The following is a 15,642-nucleotide window of genomic DNA, read 5'->3' as shown; positions in this document are numbered from 1 at the left end:
CTAGTTCCAGCGTAGCCGCCACGGCCCGTGGGGAGTCGGGCCGTGGCGCCAACGGTCAGAGGATGTTGAACGGAATGGTGGTCACGACGCGGAACTCGTCGAGGCTGCCGTCGCTCTGTGCCTTGCTGGCACGGTGGGCGGTATAGGTGGCGCGGATGGTGGTGTCCTTCAGCATGCCGCTCTGTACCGCGTAGCTGGTGCCGATGCCCCACTCGTAGTGGTTTTCGCCGTCCTGGCCACGGACGTCATAGGCGGTGCCCTTGTAATGGGTACCGTCGATGTCCCAGCCGCGGGCGTTGTAGACGTTGAACTTCAGGCCCGGCACGCCATACGGCGCCATGTTCAGCACATAGCTGATCTGCAGGGATTTTTCGTTCGGGCCGTTGAAGTCCGACAGCAGGGAGTTGGCCAGGTAGATGCCGTTGGTTTCGTGCAGGTAGTCGAAGTACTCGTTGCCGTTGACCTGCTGCCAGGAGGCGGTGAGGGTATGGGCCTGGTGGGTCAGGCCGAACGACAGGCTGTAGGTGTCGTTGTCGATCTCGCCCATCTTCTTGCTGCCTTCGTCCACGGTCTTGTAGTAGTTCAGACCGGTGGTCAGGCTCAGCACCGCGCTGTCGCCCAGCACGTGGTTGGCGCCGAAGTAGTACTGGTTCCAGAAATCCTCGACCTTGGTGGCGTAGAGGCTGGTGGTCAGGCTCTTGAGCGGCTGGTAGTTGATGCCGACGGTGCTGGCGCGGTCGGTTTCCACACCGTTGCCGTATTCGCTGCGGAACTTGCTCAGGCTCTGCTCGGTACGCGGCGAGACGCGGTCGAAGGTACCCACGTCGAACGACAGGTTCTCGAATTCGGCGCTGTGCAGGAACGCGCCCTGGAAGCTCGAAGGCAGCGCACGGTTGCCGATATAGGCGATCATCGGCGTGTCCACCGACTGGCGGCCCACGGTCAGCGTGGTGTTGGAGATGCGCGCCTTGACGTTGCCCAGGCCCATCTTGCTCCACTGGCCGATCGGATCACCATCGCTGTGGGTCAGCGTACGGTTGTTCGGGCCGGCCACGGCGGCGCGGCCCTGCTCGAGGGCGATGGCGTTGTAGGCCGCGGCCTCGACGGCGAAGCCCACGGTGCCTTCGGTGAAGCCCGAGCTGTAGTTGAGGATGGTGCCCTGGACCCAGTTGTCGCGGCTGTGGGTGTCGTGGCGGGTGCCGTCGCTCTTGGTGTACTTCCACAGCGGCGCGCGGGTGGCGCGTTCGCGGGCGTACCAGTTGCGGGTGCTGCCGGACAGGCTCTGGCCATCGATGAAGCCCTTGGCTTCGGCCTGCTCGCTGCTGGATTTGAGCGCGATCGGCACGAAGTCCTGGCTCATCGGTTCGGCCTGGGCGAGGGCGCAGAAGGCGCCCACGGACAAGGCCAGTGCGGTGGTGGTGGTACGAATCAACATGAAAGCTCCCTGATATTTTTTTAGTTATCACCCGACCTCGTGGGCCGGGCTTGTCACGGTGACGCGGTACTGCAGTGTCTGCCTTGGGGTTGCCAGGCAAATCCGGGCTGCACGCGGGCGCGGGAGTGGGTCGCACTCCCGGCCGGGCAATGCAGGGTCAATCGATGCTGACGCCGGAAAAAACGTTGCGTCCGAAGGGGCTGACCTTGAAGTCTTTCACGCTGATGCTCAGCGGCTGGTTGACCGTGGAGTGCGCGACCGGGGTGATCGGCACCTGTTGCTTGAGACGTTGCTGGGCTTGTTCGTAGAGGCTGGTGCGCTGGTCGCGGTCGGTGACCTGCTTGGCTTTCTTGACCAGGGCGTCGTACTGCGCGTCGCACCACAGCGAGTAGTTGTTGCTGCCGATGGCGTCGCAGCTGAACAGCGTGCCCAGCCAGTTGTCCGGGTCGCCGTTGTCGCCGGTCCAGCCGATCAGGGCGATGTCGTGCTCGCCGTTCTTCATGCGCTTGAGGTACTCGCCCCACTCGTAGCTGACAATGCGCACCTTGAAGCCGAGCTTGCTCCAGTCGGACTGGAGCATTTCGGCCATCAGCTTGGCGTTGGGGTTGTAGGGGCGCTGCACCGGCATGGCCCACAGGGTGATCTCGGTACCTTCCTTGACCCCGGCCTGCTTGAGCAGCTGCTTGGCTTTTTCCGGGTCGAAGGGCGCGTCCTTGATCGACTTGTCGTAGGACCACTGGGTCGGCGGCATGGCGTTCGATGCGGCTTGGCCGGCGCTCTGATAAACCGCGCCGATGATGGCTTCCTTGTTCACCGCCATGTCCATGGCCTGGCGCACCTCCAGCCGGTCGAATGGCGGGTGCTGGGTGTTGTAGGCGATGTAGCCGAGGTTGAAGCCGGGCTGGGTCATCACCTGCAGCTGCTTGTCGGTCGAAAGCGCTGGCAGATCGGCGGGGCGTGGGTGCAGGGTTACCTGGCATTCGTTCTTGCGCAGCTTCTGGATACGTACCGAGGGGTCGACGTTGATGGAGAAGATCAGGTTGTCGATCTTCACCCGGTCCGGCGCCCAGTAGTCCTTGTTGCCCTTGAAGCGGATCTGCGAATCCTTCTGGTAGCGCTGGAACACGAACGGGCCGGTGCCGATCGGCTTCTGGTTGATGTCGCTGGCCTTGCCGCCGGCCAGCAGATGATCGGCGTACTCGGCGGAGAGGATCGCGGCGAAGGCCATGGCGATGTTCTGCAGGAACGCGGCGTCGACCTTGTTGAGGGTGAAGACCACGGTCAGCGGGTCGGTCTTCTCGACGCTGGCGATGTTCTTGTCCAGGCCCATGCTGATGAAGTACGGGAACTCGGTGGGGTAGGCCTGGCGGAAGGGGTGGTTCTTGTCGAGCATGCGGTTGAAGGTGAACAGCACGTCGTCGGCGTTGAAGTCGCGGGTGGGCTTGAAGTCCTTGTTGGCGTGGAACTTCACCCCGGGTCGCAGGTGGAAGGTGTACTTCAGGCCGTCCTCGGACACCTGCCAGTCGGTGGCCAGGCCCGGCTGCACGGCGGTGCCGCCACGCTCGAACTCGACCAGGCGGTTGTAGATCGGCTCGGCGGCGTCGTTGTCGGTGGCCGCGGTGTACTGGGCGGTGTCGAAGCCCGCCGGGCTGCCCTCGGAGCAGAACACCAGGTTGTTGGCGAGGCTCGCCGGGGCCTGGCTCAGCAGGCCGAGGGCAAGCAGGGTTGAACACAGTGTGGTCAGGCGCATGGCAGATCCTTTGTCCGTCTTTTTCGTGCCGCGACAGGCAAAACGCGGCTGCAACATCCCGGTCCTGACGATAGGTGCGCCAGAATGTGGGAGCCAGGGTTCGCTACTGATTTGGGTGCGGGAGCGTTCCGGCGAGCGTGAGGGAATTGCCCTACGTATCGCCCGTTCGTGTCATCGTCCCGCCGGCAAGCCCGGCGGGACGATCACGGCCGTTACTTGCTCACGCTGACCCCGTAGAAGGAGTTCAGGCCGAAGGGGCTGATCTTGAAGTCCTTCACGGACGTGCTCATTGGCTGATACACGGTGGAGTGGGCGATCGGGGTGATCGGCACCTGCTCCTTGAGGATGTGTTGCGCCTGCTTGTACAGCTCGGTGCGCTTGGCCTGGTCGGGGGTGGCCTTGGCCTGCTTGATCAGGTCGTCGTAGGGCTTGAAGCACCACTTGGAGAAGTTGTTGCCGCTCATGGCGTCGCAGCTGTACAGGGTGCCGAGCCAGTTGTCCGGGTCACCGTTGTCGCCGCTCCAGCCGATCAGCATGGCGCCTTGCTCGCCGCCCTTGGAACGCTTGATGTACTCGCCCCATTCGTAGCTGACGATCTTGGCCTTGATGCCGACCTTGGCCCAGTCGGACTGGAGCATTTCGGCCATCAGCTTGGCGTTGGGGTTGTAGGGGCGCTGCACCGGCATGGCCCACAGGGTGATCTCGGTGCCCTCCTTGACGCCGGCTTCCTTGAGCAGCTGCTTGGCTTTCTCAGGATCGTACTTGGCGTCCTTGATGGTGGTGTCGTAGGACCATTGGGTCGGCGGCATGGCGTTGACCGCCAGCTGGCCGGCGCCCTGGTACACCGACTCGATGATCTGCTGCTTGTTGACGGCCATGTCCAGCGCTTCGCGCACCTTGAGTTGCGACAGCGGGTTGGCGTCGTTGCTGCCCTTGACCTTGTCCATCACGTTGTAGGCGATGTAGCCGAGGTTGAAGCCGGCCTGTTCAGGCATCTGCAGCTTCTTGTCTTCCTGCAGCGGCTTGATGTCGGCCGGGCGCGGGAACAGGGTGACCTGGCATTCGTTCTTCTTGAGCTTCTGCATGCGCACCGAGGCGTCGGTGCTGATGGCGAAGATCAGGTTGTCGATCTTGACGTCCTCGGGCTTCCAGTAGTCCTTGTTGCCCTTGTAGCGGATCTGCGCGTCCTTCTGGTACTTGCTGAACACGAACGGGCCGGTGCCGATCGGCTTCTGGTTGATATCGGCGGCCTTGCCTTGCTTGAGCAACTGGTCGGCGTACTCGGCGGACTGGATCGAGGCGAAGCTCATGGCCAGGTTCTGGATGAACGCGGCGTCGACGTCGTTGAGGGTGAACTTCACGGTGTGCTCATCGACTTTCTCGAGCTTGGCGATGTTCTTGTCCATGCCCATGTCGGTGAAGTACGGGAACTCGGTGGGGTAGGCCTTGCGGAAGGGGTGGTCCTTGTCGAGCATGCGGTTGAAGGTGAACAGCACGTCGTCGGCGTTGAACGCACGGGTCGGCTTGAAGTACTCGGTGGTATGGAACTTCACGCCTTCGCGCAGGTGGAAGGTGTAGGTCTTGCCGTCATCGGAAACCTCCCACTGGGTGGCCAGGCCCGGAATGACCTTGGTACCGCCGCGCTCGAACTGGGTCAGGCGGTTGAACATGGTTTCGGCGGAGGCGTCAAAGTCGGTCCCGGTGGTGTACTGGCCAGGGTCGAAACCGGCCGGGCTGCCTTCGGAGCAGAACACCAGGTTGGTCGCGGCGTGGGCGAACGGTGCGCCGGCTAGCAAGCCTGCACCTACCAGGAACGGAATGACTGCGTGTTTGAGCATGGTGGCCTCATTGTTGTCATTTTTCGAATTGAGGCGGCCTCGTGAGCCGACCTGCGGATACTTATGCAGGGGGTGTTCCCAATGCAACACTCAGCGGGATGGTTGGCGCCAATTTTGTGGTACGGACGTACATGGATGTCGCATCCATATAACTTTGGCGAATGTTGATCGTTTGCGCGGGAGAAAAGGGCGAAAATTTCAAGATATTTCGCACTTTATGAGGCAATCAGATGCACCCGTTTGGTGCGTAGGAAAGGTCTGAAACTGCTGTCCGAGACGCTTTACGCGACTCGGACATCCAGTTGGAGGGGTCAGGGGACCTGGACTTCGATCAGGCCATCGGCACTCATGCTGACTTCGCTGGTGCCCGCCTCGATATCCGGCGCTGGCGCGGCCTCGTCGGCGGCGCCCTTGGCCATCATCGCCATCGGTGCGCTGCGCAGGTACGGACGTGGGTAGCCGCTGCTGTTGAGGTTCAGGCTGACCACCTTGTAGCCTTTGCCGCCCAGGGCCTCGGTGGCCAGCTGGGCGCGGGCCTTGAAGGCGGCGACGGCGTCCTTGAGCAGCTCGTCCTCATTGGACTTGCGCGTGGTCGGGGCGATGGAGAAGTCCATGCCGCCCATTTTCAGGTCTTGCAGCAGCTCGCCGGTGAGCTTGGACAGGGCCGGGAAGTCGGCGCCTTCCAGGCGCAGCTCGGCGCGCTCGCGCCAGCCGGTGATCTTCTGGCCCTTGGTGTCGTAGATCGGGTAGCTGTTGCGGCTGCCCTGGCTGATCTTCACGTCCTTGACCTGACGGGCCTGCTGCACGGCCTTGTTCATGGTCTCGGTGATCTCCTTGGCGAGCTTGCCCGGGTCGCTGTTCTGGGCTTCGCTGTACAGCGTCACGACCATCAGGTCGCGCGCCACTTCCTTGCTGACTTCGGCGCGCAGCGACACCTGGTTGTAGCGAGGCTCATCGGCGGCCAGGGCCGGCAGACCGGCGAGCATGCCGCAGGACAGGGCAACGGCGGCGGCGCCGCGACGGGAAATGTGCATGTGGAGCTCCTTGGCAAGGTAAGGCGTGGATGAGGACATCCGTTCCACGCATGGCCGATCAGACCGGCAACAGTGTAGTGGGTTCAAAAATGCCATCATGAGTCTGTGACAAACTGTGGCGCTTTGCCGCATCGCTGCAGCGAGGCGCCCGGCTTCGGTATACTCCAGCCGATTTTCCTGGAGCACTCATTGGGAGAGCTCATGCTCGCCGTCGCACAACCGTTGTCCGCTACACGCCAGAACCTCTGGCGCCTGACCTTCATCCGCATTCTCGTGCTGGCGGCCCAGGCCGGCTCCGTGGGCGTTGCCTACTGGACCGAACTGCTGCCGCTGCCGTGGTTCTCGCTGGCGGTGACGCTGGCCCTGTCATCGTTGCTGTGTGCGTTCACCGCCCTGCGCCTGCGCCTGTCGCTGCCGGTCACCGAACTCGAGTACGCCCTGCAGCTGGCCTGCGACCTGTTGATCCACAGCGCCCTGCTTTATTACTCGGGTGGATCGACCAACCCCTTCGTCTCTTATTACCTGGTACCGCTGGCGATCGCCGCGGTCACGCTGCCGTGGCTCTACTCGCTGGTGCTCTCGGGCATTGCGCTGGTGGCCTACAGCCTGCTGCTGGTGCAGTACTATCCTCTGGAGACGCTGCCGCTGGCGCGTGACACCATGCAGGTCTACGGCATGTGGCTGAGTATCGCCCTGGCCGCCGGGGTGATCACCTTCTTCGCCGCGCGCATGGCCGAGGAGCTGCGTCGGCAGGAAAACCTGCGCGCCGAGCGTCGCGAAGAGAGCCTGCGCGACGAGCAGTTGCTGGCAGTGGCCACCCAGGCAGCCGGCGCTGCCCATGAACTGGGCACACCGCTGGCGACCATGAGCGTGCTGCTCAACGAGATGCGCCAGGATCACGCCGACCCCCTGTTGCAGGAGGACCTGCAGATCCTTCAGGACCAGGTCAAGCTGTGCAAGGAAACCTTGCAGCAACTGGTGCGCGCCGCCGAGGCCAACCGACGGCTGGCGATCGTCGAGCAGGACGTCACCGCCTGGCTCGACGAGGCGCTCAACCGCTGGCACCTGATGCGCCCCGAGGCCAGCTACCGCTTCCAGCGCCTGCGCGACGGCGTGGTGCCGCGGCTGACACCGCCGCCTGACCTGACCCAGGCCCTGCTGAACCTGTTGAACAATGCCGCCGATGCCTGCCCGGATGACCTGGAAGTGCGCCTGGACTGGGATGCCCACGACATCGTCATCAGCATCCGCGACCACGGCCCCGGCGTGCCGCCGGCCATCGCCGAGGCGATCGGCAAACCCTTCATTACCACCAAGGGCAAAGGCTTCGGCCTGGGCCTGTTCTTGAGCAAGGCCAGCGTGACGCGTGCGGGCGGTTCGGTGAAACTCTATAGTCATGAGCAGGGTGGCACCCTGACCGAATTGCGCCTGCCCCATGGCAAGCGAGGAGATGCAAGATGAGCGAAGAAAACCAGGTCGAAGGCGAAGAACTGCCGCACCTGCTGCTGGTGGATGACGACGCCACCTTCACCCGGGTGATGGCCCGGGCTATGTCGCGTCGTGGGTTCCGTGTGAGCACCGCGGGTTCCGCCGAGGAAGGCTTGAAACTGGCCGAGCAGGACTTGCCCGACTACGCCACGCTGGACCTGAAGATGGAAGGCGACTCGGGCCTGGTGCTGTTGCCCAAGCTGCTGGAGCTGGACCCGGAGATGCGCGTGGTGATCCTGACCGGTTACTCGAGCATCGCCACGGCGGTCGAGGCGGTCAAGCGCGGGGCTTGCAATTACCTGTGCAAGCCGGCGGACGCCGACGATGTGCTGGCGGCGCTGCTCTCGGAGCACACCGACCTGGACACCCTGGTGCCGGAAAACCCGATGTCGGTGGATCGCCTGCAGTGGGAGCACATCCAGCGGGTGCTGGGTGAGCACGAAGGCAACATCTCCGCTACGGCGCGGGCGCTGGGGATGCACCGGCGCACGCTGCAGCGCAAGTTGCAGAAGCGCCCGGTTCGGCGCTGACGCATATTCCTGTAGGAGCGGCCTTGTGCCGCGAAAGGGCTGCGCAGCAGCCCCTATCTCGGTGGAACGCTGAAACCGCCGGGGCCGCCTTGCGGCCCTTTCGCGGCACAAGGCCGCTCCTACAGGGATTGCGCATGATCTGATGAGAGGCCCGGCCTTGTATCAGGCTTTCACCCCCGAACGATCAACCCGCACCGCCAGCTGTCCTGCCCCCGATGGCGCCTCGAACGCCACCTGTCCCCCTGCCGGCACTTTCGCCCGGCCAATCACCTTGCCGGCACGCAGCAACTCCAGCGGCATGCCTTCCATCGACTGGCCCGAAGCCAGTTCCAGTTTGACCTTGATATTCATCGGTGACCTCCTTGTCACGCGTTGCGATCGATATAGAGCGTGGTCTTGCCGTCCAGGCTGGCGATCAGTTCCGGTGAACCGCCGCGGAACTGGCGGAACAGGTTGCGCCCGCGCTGCTTGCCGTCCGCCGGCACTTGCACGCTCGGGTGGAACTGGTCGGTCAACTCGACATAGGCGCTCCACGGGCCGATGTACGACTCGTTGAGCTGGTCGGTGACGCTGAAGGCGTAGCGCACCGCGTTGCCGCGCTGCCAGTTCAGGCCATCGGGCTCGCGGCGCTCCCAGCCGGTGATCGCTGGCGAGGTGGCCGGGGCATCGATGAAACCGGTGGGCTTGTTCGGCTTGTAGTCCTTGAGCAGCAGGTAGGTGCTCCAGCCCCACCAGTCGCCGATGCGGTTGCGGTCGTTGAGGTCGTTGACGTCCTTGCGTCGCAGCACGGCCTTGCCGTCCTGGACGTACAGCGGGGCGAAGTTGCCGGGTACCAGGTCCTGCTCGGCGGCCCGCAGGTCGGGCGCCAGGCGCAGCGCCGCGAAGTCCTTCGCCGCTGGCGCGCGGCCTTCGGCGAAGGTCTGGAACACCTCGTCGGCCGAACGTTGCACGGCGCGGCCCACCTGGCGACGGTTGGCCACATCGACGCTGTCGAAGTAGCGCTTGTCGCCGTAGGCGCGCCATTGCTCGCCTTCGGCATTGCGCACGGCCAGGCCGTACTTGCTGTCCTCGTCGTGCATGAAGCGCGAGATCAGCGAGCCGACGTCACTCGGCGTGACGGTATCGGCCAGGGCCTTGCGCGGCACCCGCAGGTGGCCGGCGGAGAACAGGTCGGTGAGGAAGTGGTCGGCGAAGGCGTTCATCGCATAGGCCAGTTGCAGGTCGCGCTCCTCGCCGCTGGCGCGGGCTTTCAGCGCCTGCTGCAGGGCGGCGGCGTGGCCGGCCTGGTAGGCCGCCAGCGCCCAGGGGCCGAAGTGGTCCCAGTTGCTGGCGGCCAGTTTCAGGTATCGGCCCAGGGGGAACAGGTCGGAGGCGAAGCTGCCGCCACCGGTGATGCGGTTCCAGCGTGCCGACAGGCTGTCACCCAGCGCGTCATAGGCCTCGTGGGGCTGGCGGCCTTCCTTTATGGCCTGGTTGGCGGCGCCGATTTCTTCCTGCATGACCGCGAGGATCTGTGCCGCTTCCGCCTTGGCCGCCGGCAGGCGCGCTAGGGAGTCGAAGGCTTGGGTAAAGCGTTCGATCCGCTCGGCGTCGTTGGCGCCATCGGCGATCGGGCGCTCGGGCAAACCGTAGAAATCGCCGCCCAGGGCGATCACCTGGCCATAGGTCAGGCTCAGGCCGTTGGGCAACGGCAGCGGCGACTGGTGGGCGGGGATACCCGGTTGACCCGCTTCAAAGCGCAGCAGGGTGTTGTCGCCGATGGCAGTGTGTTCGCCGCCTTCAAAGAACAGCTCCGGCCCGCGCCGTGCGGATGGGCCACGAGCCGGTGGCGGCGCAAGGCGGTGGTACTTGACGGTGTGGTGGCCATGCATGACCAGCATCAGATGGCTGTCGGTGCCGGGCAGGGCGACGCCCTGCTCCTCGAACAGTTGCTCGAGGTCGGCGACCACCAGTGTTGCCTGGGCCTTCGCGGCCGCAGGCAGAGTGTGCATTCCTGACATGATTTGCTCCTTGCAATGTCCGGATAATCCATTTTTTTACTGTACATATATACAGTAATCCTTACTATATTCAGGAAAAATCCTACGTCAAGATCTCTTTGTGCGGGTATCTGGCGGCTGTGGCGGGCGCAACTCCCCGGCACTCACGTATGATTGCGCCCTTGACGGCATTTCCCGGGAACACGTTGCATGCTTGCCCTTCTTATCCAGACACTGAACATCACGGCCCCTGTGTTTGCCATGCTGTTCATGGGCGTGCTGCTCAAGCGCATCCGCTTGATCGACGACAACTTCAACCGGGTCGCCTCGAAGCTGGTGTTCAACGTGTGCATGCCGGCGCTGCTGTTCCTCGGCATCTACCACGCCGACCTGGCGGCGGCGGTGAAGCCCGGGGTGATCCTCTACTTCGTGGTCGCGACGCTGGCGTGTTTCGGCCTGGCCTGGGGCCTGGCGATCTGGCGCTGCCCGCGGGCGGACCGGGGCGTCTACACGCAAGGCGCGTTTCGCGGCAACAACGGCGTGATCGGCCTGGCACTGGCGGCCAGCCTGTATGGCGACTACGGTATATCCCTCGGCGCGGTGCTGGCCGGGTTGGTGATCCTCATGTACAACTCGCTGTCGGCGGTGGTCCTGGCGGTGTACAGCCCGGACCTGAAGTCCGACCCGTGGAGCATCTGCAAGAGCATCCTCAGCAACCCGTTGATCATCAGCGTGCTGCTGGCCACGCCCATGGCCTATGGTCAGGTGCCGTTGCCCAACTGGCTGCTGACTTCGGGGGATTACCTGGCGCAGATGACCCTGCCGCTGGCGCTGATCTGCATCGGCGGCACCCTGTCACTGGCGGCGTTGCGCGACAGTGGCCGGCTGGCCTTCGACGTCAGCCTGGTGAAGATGGTCTGGCTGCCGGTGCTGGGAACGCTGGGCGCCTGGTTGTGCGGTTTTCGCGGTGCGGAGCTTGGCATCCTGTTCCTCTACATCGGCAGCCCCACCGCGGCGGCCAGTTATGTGATGGCGCGGGAGGCCAACGGCAACCATGAACTGGCGGCGTCGATCATCGTGATCACCACGCTGATGGCCGCCGTCACCACGAACATCGGGATTTTCTTCTTGCAATGGGGTGGATGGATCTAGTCGATTGCAAGCAAAACCAATAACACTGCCTCACCTAAAGGACACTTCATGCAAGACCAGAGCACGCCCGAGCGCTTGCAGCGCGGGCTGAAGAATCGCCATATCCAGCTGATCGCGCTGGGCGGAGCCATCGGCACCGGGCTGTTCCTGGGCATCGCCCAGACCATCCAGCTAGCCGGCCCGTCGGTGCTGCTGGGCTACGCCGTCGCTGGCCTGATGGCCTTCCTGATCATGCGCCAGCTGGGCGAGATGGTGGTCGAGGAGCCGGTCGCCGGCAGCTTCAGCCACTTCGCGCACCAGTACTGGAGCGAGTTCGCCGGTTTCGTCTCGGGCTGGAACTACTGGGTGGTGTACGTGCTGGTCGGCATGGCCGAGCTCACCGCAGTGGGCATCTACGTGCAGTACTGGTGGCCGGATTTCCCCACCTGGGCCACGGCGGCGATCTTCTTCGTGGCGATCAACGCCATCAACCTGACCCAGGTGAAGGTGTACGGCGAAATGGAGTTCTGGTTCGCCCTGGTCAAGGTGGTGGCGATCGTCAGCATGATCGGTTTCGGCGCCTGGCTGCTCACCAGTGGCCATGGCGGACCGGATGCCAGCGTCGCCAACCTGTGGCAATACGGTGGCTTCTTCCCCAATGGCGTCACCGGGCTGATCATGGCCCTGGCGGTGATCATGTTCTCGTTCGGCGGCCTGGAGCTGGTGGGCATCACCGCCGCCGAGGCGGCCAACCCGCGTGAGAGCATCCCGAAGGCCACCAACCAGGTGGTCTATCGCATCCTGATCTTCTACATCGGCGCGCTGGCCGTACTGCTGTCGCTGTATCCGTGGCAGAAGGTGGTGCAGGGCGGCAGCCCGTTCGTGATGATCTTCCACGAGCTGGACAGCGACCTGGTGGCGACGATCCTCAACATTGTGGTGCTGACCGCCGCGCTGTCGGTCTACAACAGCTGTGTATACGCCAACAGCCGCATGCTGTTCGGTCTGGCCACGCAGGGTGACGCGCCGCGCCAGCTGCTCAAGGTCAGCCGTCGTGGCGTGCCGCTCACCGCACTGGGCGTATCGGCCTTCGCTACCGGCCTGTGCGTGCTGATCAACTACCTGATGCCGGGCGAAGCCTTCGGCCTGCTCATGGCCCTGGCGGTGTCGGCGTTGGTGATCAACTGGGCGAGTATCAGTATTACCCACCTGAAGTTCCGCAAGGCCAAGCTGGCGGCCGGGATTCAGCCGTTCTACCGTAGCCTGGGGCATCCGCTGACCAACTACCTGTGCCTGGCGTTCATCGTGCTGATCCTGGTGGTGATGTACCTGACCCCGCCGATTCGCATTTCGGTGATGTTGATTCCGGCGTGGATTGCTGTGTTGTGGGTGGCGTTCCGGATCAAGAAGGCGAGGCAGGCCTGATTTGATCCAGTTCGGTTTCGGGATGTTCATGGCGTCCTGAAACCGAGCAGGCTTGGATGGCGTATTATGGTCATTCAAGTCTGTTTTCAATCTCTCGGTTGTCATCGCAGGCAGTCAATATATTGCCAGCTGTCTAATCTCCAACTTCGCATCTATTGATCTTGATCTTGCTGTTGCTTCTAAGTGCGCAATAGTTCAGGCGACGCCAATTGCGACTTCAGGAGGCCGAGCGGAGTTCTTGCGGAGGGAGGTGACGGGCATGGATGCCCGTCAAGCGCTGCGCCCCAGGATGGGGCGTTCAGCGCGGTCCTCCCGGGAGCAAGAACGGAGCGAGGGAACCCCGGAGCGAAGCGTAGGGGCCGGATGAATGGAGCGAGGATTTTTTGGTTCCTTTTTGATCCTTCAAAAAGGAACTCGCCGTAAGGGCGAAAAGGTGACTATGCGTCACCATCGCAAATGAATGCGCCTATAACTTTCAAAACAGACTATTTAAAAGTCAAAGTCAAAGTCAAATGCGATCGGCGTGGGTTTCTACAGTTGTAAGCGCATTCATTTACGATATCGACGCATAGTCACCTTTTCGCCATTACGGCGAGTCACTTTTTGTCAAACGCGACAAAAAGTAACCAAAAAACGCTGCGCTCCATTCATCCGGCCCCTACGCTTCGCTCCGGGGTCCCCTCACTCCGGCCTTGCTCCCGGGAGGGCCGCGCTGAACGCCCCATCCTGGGGCGCAGCGCTTGACGGGCATCCATGCCCGTCACCTCCCTCCGCAAGGCCTGCGTTCGGCCTCCTGAAGTCGCGAAAGTACGGGCGGCGCCTGGGCTTGCGCAGCTGTCGCTAGCAGGCTTGGGGGGTAATCTTAAGGCCTGCGTTCGGCCTCCTGAAGTCGCGAAGGTACGGGCGGCGCCTGGGCTGGCGCAGCTGTCGCTAGTTGCAACTGTGTGATCTCAAGGTCGCCTTCGCGGGCAAGCCCGCTCCCACAGGGTCATATACATCCCAGTGGGGGCGGGCTTGCCCGCGAAAAGCACAGAGCAACCAATATTTGGATCACCCACATGGGTTACACAAAAGTTCACTCACAAAGGTAACAGTCCCGAGGCCAGGGCACCCGCCCTTAATCGCTAGAACTCGCCTGATAACTATCAATGACTTCCTGCGCCGCCCGAAACGCATCGATCGCCGCCGGCACCCCGGCATACACCGCGCAATGCAGCAGCGCCTCGCGGATCTCCTCAACGCTGCAACCGTTGTTAAGCGCCCCGCGTACGTGCCCCTTGAGCTCCTGCGGGCACTTGAGCGCGGTCAGGGTGGCCAGGGTGATCAGGCTGCGGGTCTTCAGCGGCAGCCCGTCACGGGCCCAGACACTCCCCCAGGCATGTTCGTTGACGAAGTCCTGCAGCGGTTGGGTGAACGCGGTCGCGTTGCCCAGGGCGCGATCGACGAAGGCATCGCCCATCACCTGGCGACGAATGCTTTCGCCGGTCTGTTTCGTGTCAGCCATGTTGTTTTCCTTAGTGTTGGCGGCGCCAGGCGCGGGCCGTGGTGTACAGCAGCACGACCCCGAGCACGGGCATCACATAGAACAGCATCAATCGCTCAAGGCGTCCGGCCAGCGGCATCCCGGTGGTGAAGGCCACCACGTGCAGGCCGTAGGCCAGGTACAGGCACAGGAACACCAGGCCTTCGGCGCGGGTGACCCGGTAGCCGGAATAGAACACCGGCAGGCACAGGGCGGCGACGCCGAGCATCACCGGCAGGTCGAAGTCCAGGGCGTTGGGTGAGATCGACAAGGGATCGGGGGTGATCACTGCAGTGAACCCCAGCACTGCCAGCAGGTTGAACAGGTTGCTGCCGATCACCGTGCCCACGGCGATCTCCCGTTCACCACGCAGGGCCGCGATCAGTGCGGCGGCAAGCTCCGGGAGCGAGGTACACACGGCAACAACGGTCAGTCCGATGATGCGCTCGGACAGGCCCAGGTCGGTGGCCACCTCGACCACGGCCTCTAGCAGCAGGTGGCCGGCCAGGCTCAAGAGGCCCAGGCCCACGACAATCTGCAGTACTGTCCTGCTCCAGAACCGCAGTGGGCTGGTATGCGTGGTGCTCGGCGCGGGGTAGGTACGGGCGTAGTGGCGCGACTGATGCCAGAGCATGGCCAGGTAGCCCAGCAGGCCAAGCAGCAGCAGGCCGCCTTCCAGGCGCCCGAGTTGGCCGTTGAGCGCGAGCAGGTACACCAGGGCGCTGGCCAGGATCATCAGCGGGATGTCCAGGCGCACCAGCTGGCGCGACACGCGCAGCGGAATGATCAATGCCGCCAGGCCGAGGATCACCAGCACGTTGAAGATATTGCTGCCCACGACACTGCCCACCGCCACATCCGGCGCGCCCTGGTAGGCGGCCTGCAGGCTCACGGTCAGCTGTGGCGCGGTACTGCCGAAAGCCACCAGGCTCAGGCCGATGATCAGTGGGCGCACATGCAGGCGGCCGGCCAGGCGCAGGGCGGCGCGCACCAGCAGTTCGGCGCCGATGATCAGCAGCATGAGGCCCAGGCCCAGTTGCAGCAGGCTGAAGGCGGGGAGGGTGGCCAGGTCGAAAATGGCGAGGGCTCCAGTCAGGTCAATCGCTCAGACCTTGTACCCGGACTCGCGCGGTTCCGCTACGGAGCATGCCGATTTTTTCTGCGGCGGCCCGTGACAGGTCGATCAGTCGGCCACGGGTATGCGGGCCACGGTCGTTGATGCGCACCACGACGCTGCGCTGGTTGGACAGGTTGGTGACCAGTACCCGGCTGCCGAAAGGCAGGCTGCGGTGGGCGGCGGTGAGGCCGTGCTGGTTGAAGGGTTCGCCGCTGGCGGTGCGTTTGCCGTGGTGGCGGGCGCCGTAGTAGGAGGCGGTGCCGGTCTGGTCGTAGCCGCGCGGGTCGATGTCATGGCTGGCGCAGCCGGCCAGGAGGGAGAAGAGGGTCAGGGTGGTGAGGGAACGCTTGATCAAGTCGAATGCTCCGATTCAGGCACTGGGACCGCTACGCG

At 63.6% G+C, this 15,642-nt stretch carries 13 protein-coding genes; 4 read left to right on the top strand and 9 right to left on the bottom strand.

Annotation, left to right across the window (positions count from 1 at the left end; all coding sequences use genetic code 11):
* Window positions 1-55: 55 nt before the first annotated feature.
* From AC0MAZ_RS25055 to AC0MAZ_RS25040, 4 genes are all read right to left on the bottom strand, one after another.
* On the bottom strand, window positions 56-1,435 hold the full coding sequence (locus tag AC0MAZ_RS25055) for an OprD family porin (protein ID WP_203650760.1): 1,380 nt from the start codon (window positions 1,433-1,435) through the stop codon (window positions 56-58).
* Window positions 1,436-1,592: 157 nt separating this feature from the next.
* Window positions 1,593-3,185 (bottom strand): ABC transporter substrate-binding protein, encoded by a 1,593-nt coding sequence (locus AC0MAZ_RS25050; RefSeq protein WP_203650762.1) that lies wholly within the window; start codon window positions 3,183-3,185, stop codon window positions 1,593-1,595.
* A 212-nt stretch (window positions 3,186-3,397) separates the two neighbouring features.
* Entirely contained in the window at window positions 3,398-5,023 is a 1,626-nt protein-coding gene (locus AC0MAZ_RS25045; protein WP_050704070.1) for an ABC transporter substrate-binding protein, read from the bottom strand.
* 311 nt (window positions 5,024-5,334) lie between these two features.
* The gene (locus AC0MAZ_RS25040; RefSeq protein WP_475859565.1) at window positions 5,335-6,057 is read right to left on the bottom strand and encodes an SIMPL domain-containing protein; all 723 of its coding nucleotides are present in this window, start codon (window positions 6,055-6,057) and stop codon (window positions 5,335-5,337) included.
* 201 nt (window positions 6,058-6,258) lie between these two features.
* On the opposite strand from AC0MAZ_RS25040, the gene AC0MAZ_RS25035 reads away from it, so the two are divergent.
* A complete protein-coding gene (locus AC0MAZ_RS25035) occupies window positions 6,259-7,518 on the top strand; it encodes an ATP-binding protein (RefSeq protein ID WP_203650772.1) in 1,260 nt (419 codons plus the stop codon).
* Complete coding sequence (locus tag AC0MAZ_RS25030; protein ID WP_023632665.1) at window positions 7,515-8,075, top strand: response regulator transcription factor; 561 nt, start codon at window positions 7,515-7,517, stop codon at window positions 8,073-8,075. Before AC0MAZ_RS25035 ends, AC0MAZ_RS25030 begins: the two co-directional genes overlap by 4 nt.
* A 162-nt stretch (window positions 8,076-8,237) precedes the next feature.
* Here the strand turns inward: AC0MAZ_RS25030 and AC0MAZ_RS25025 are convergent, their stop codons facing one another.
* Window positions 8,238-8,426, bottom strand: a complete 189-nt coding sequence (locus tag AC0MAZ_RS25025; protein ID WP_232857791.1) for a hypothetical protein — start codon at window positions 8,424-8,426, stop codon at window positions 8,238-8,240.
* A 14-nt stretch (window positions 8,427-8,440) separates the two neighbouring features.
* Window positions 8,441-10,075 carry a phospholipase gene (locus AC0MAZ_RS25020; protein ID WP_203650774.1) on the bottom strand — a complete coding sequence of 545 codons (1,635 nt, stop codon included), beginning with the start codon at window positions 10,073-10,075 and terminating at the stop codon, window positions 8,441-8,443.
* A gap of 189 nt (window positions 10,076-10,264) precedes the next feature.
* Here AC0MAZ_RS25020 and AC0MAZ_RS25015 point away from each other — a divergent pair, with 189 nt between their 5' ends.
* Window positions 10,265-11,206 carry an AEC family transporter gene (locus AC0MAZ_RS25015; protein WP_203650776.1) on the top strand — a complete coding sequence of 314 codons (942 nt, stop codon included), beginning with the start codon at window positions 10,265-10,267 and terminating at the stop codon, window positions 11,204-11,206.
* Window positions 11,207-11,254: 48 nt separating this feature from the next.
* Window positions 11,255-12,610, top strand: coding sequence for an amino acid permease (locus AC0MAZ_RS25010; protein ID WP_203650778.1), 1,356 nt, complete (start codon window positions 11,255-11,257; stop codon window positions 12,608-12,610).
* Window positions 12,611-13,727: 1,117 nt separating this feature from the next.
* On the opposite strand, the gene AC0MAZ_RS25005 is transcribed toward AC0MAZ_RS25010, so the two are convergent.
* From AC0MAZ_RS25005 to AC0MAZ_RS24995, 3 genes are all read right to left on the bottom strand, one after another.
* Complete coding sequence (locus AC0MAZ_RS25005) at window positions 13,728-14,114, bottom strand: carboxymuconolactone decarboxylase family protein (protein ID WP_203650788.1); 387 nt, start codon at window positions 14,112-14,114, stop codon at window positions 13,728-13,730.
* A 10-nt stretch (window positions 14,115-14,124) separates the two neighbouring features.
* Window positions 14,125-15,168: a calcium/sodium antiporter gene (locus tag AC0MAZ_RS25000; protein WP_475861497.1), complete on the bottom strand. Its 1,044-nt coding sequence runs from the start codon at window positions 15,166-15,168 to the stop codon at window positions 14,125-14,127.
* A 61-nt stretch (window positions 15,169-15,229) separates the two neighbouring features.
* Entirely contained in the window at window positions 15,230-15,604 is a 375-nt protein-coding gene (locus AC0MAZ_RS24995) for a septal ring lytic transglycosylase RlpA family protein (RefSeq protein ID WP_052896239.1), read from the bottom strand.
* Window positions 15,605-15,642 lie beyond the last annotated feature (38 nt).

The sequence above is a fragment of the Pseudomonas sp. A genome, assembly GCF_056270345.1.
The sequence above is the reverse complement of the archived record's forward strand: the minus strand, read 5'-3'. Positions and strand labels throughout refer to the sequence as shown.

Excerpts from the sequence above, each read along its gene's own strand:
- AC0MAZ_RS25055 (WP_203650760.1), bottom strand. The coding sequence starts at position 1,435 with ATGTTGATTCGTACCACCACCACCGCACTGGCCTTGTCCGTGGGCGCC.
- AC0MAZ_RS25050 (WP_203650762.1), bottom strand. The coding sequence starts at position 3,185 with ATGCGCCTGACCACACTGTGTTCAACCCTGCTTGCCCTCGGCCTGCTG.
- AC0MAZ_RS25045 (WP_050704070.1), bottom strand. The coding sequence starts at position 5,023 with ATGCTCAAACACGCAGTCATTCCGTTCCTGGTAGGTGCAGGCTTGCTA.
- AC0MAZ_RS25040 (WP_475859565.1), bottom strand. The coding sequence starts at position 6,057 with ATGCACATTTCCCGTCGCGGCGCCGCCGCCGTTGCCCTGTCCTGCGGC.
- AC0MAZ_RS25035 (WP_203650772.1), top strand. The coding sequence starts at position 6,259 with ATGCTCGCCGTCGCACAACCGTTGTCCGCTACACGCCAGAACCTCTGG.
- AC0MAZ_RS25030 (WP_023632665.1), top strand. The coding sequence starts at position 7,515 with ATGAGCGAAGAAAACCAGGTCGAAGGCGAAGAACTGCCGCACCTGCTG.
- AC0MAZ_RS25025 (WP_232857791.1), bottom strand. The coding sequence starts at position 8,426 with ATGAATATCAAGGTCAAACTGGAACTGGCTTCGGGCCAGTCGATGGAA.
- AC0MAZ_RS25020 (WP_203650774.1), bottom strand. The coding sequence starts at position 10,075 with ATGTCAGGAATGCACACTCTGCCTGCGGCCGCGAAGGCCCAGGCAACA.
- AC0MAZ_RS25015 (WP_203650776.1), top strand. The coding sequence starts at position 10,265 with ATGCTTGCCCTTCTTATCCAGACACTGAACATCACGGCCCCTGTGTTT.
- AC0MAZ_RS25010 (WP_203650778.1), top strand. The coding sequence starts at position 11,255 with ATGCAAGACCAGAGCACGCCCGAGCGCTTGCAGCGCGGGCTGAAGAAT.
- AC0MAZ_RS25005 (WP_203650788.1), bottom strand. The coding sequence starts at position 14,114 with ATGGCTGACACGAAACAGACCGGCGAAAGCATTCGTCGCCAGGTGATG.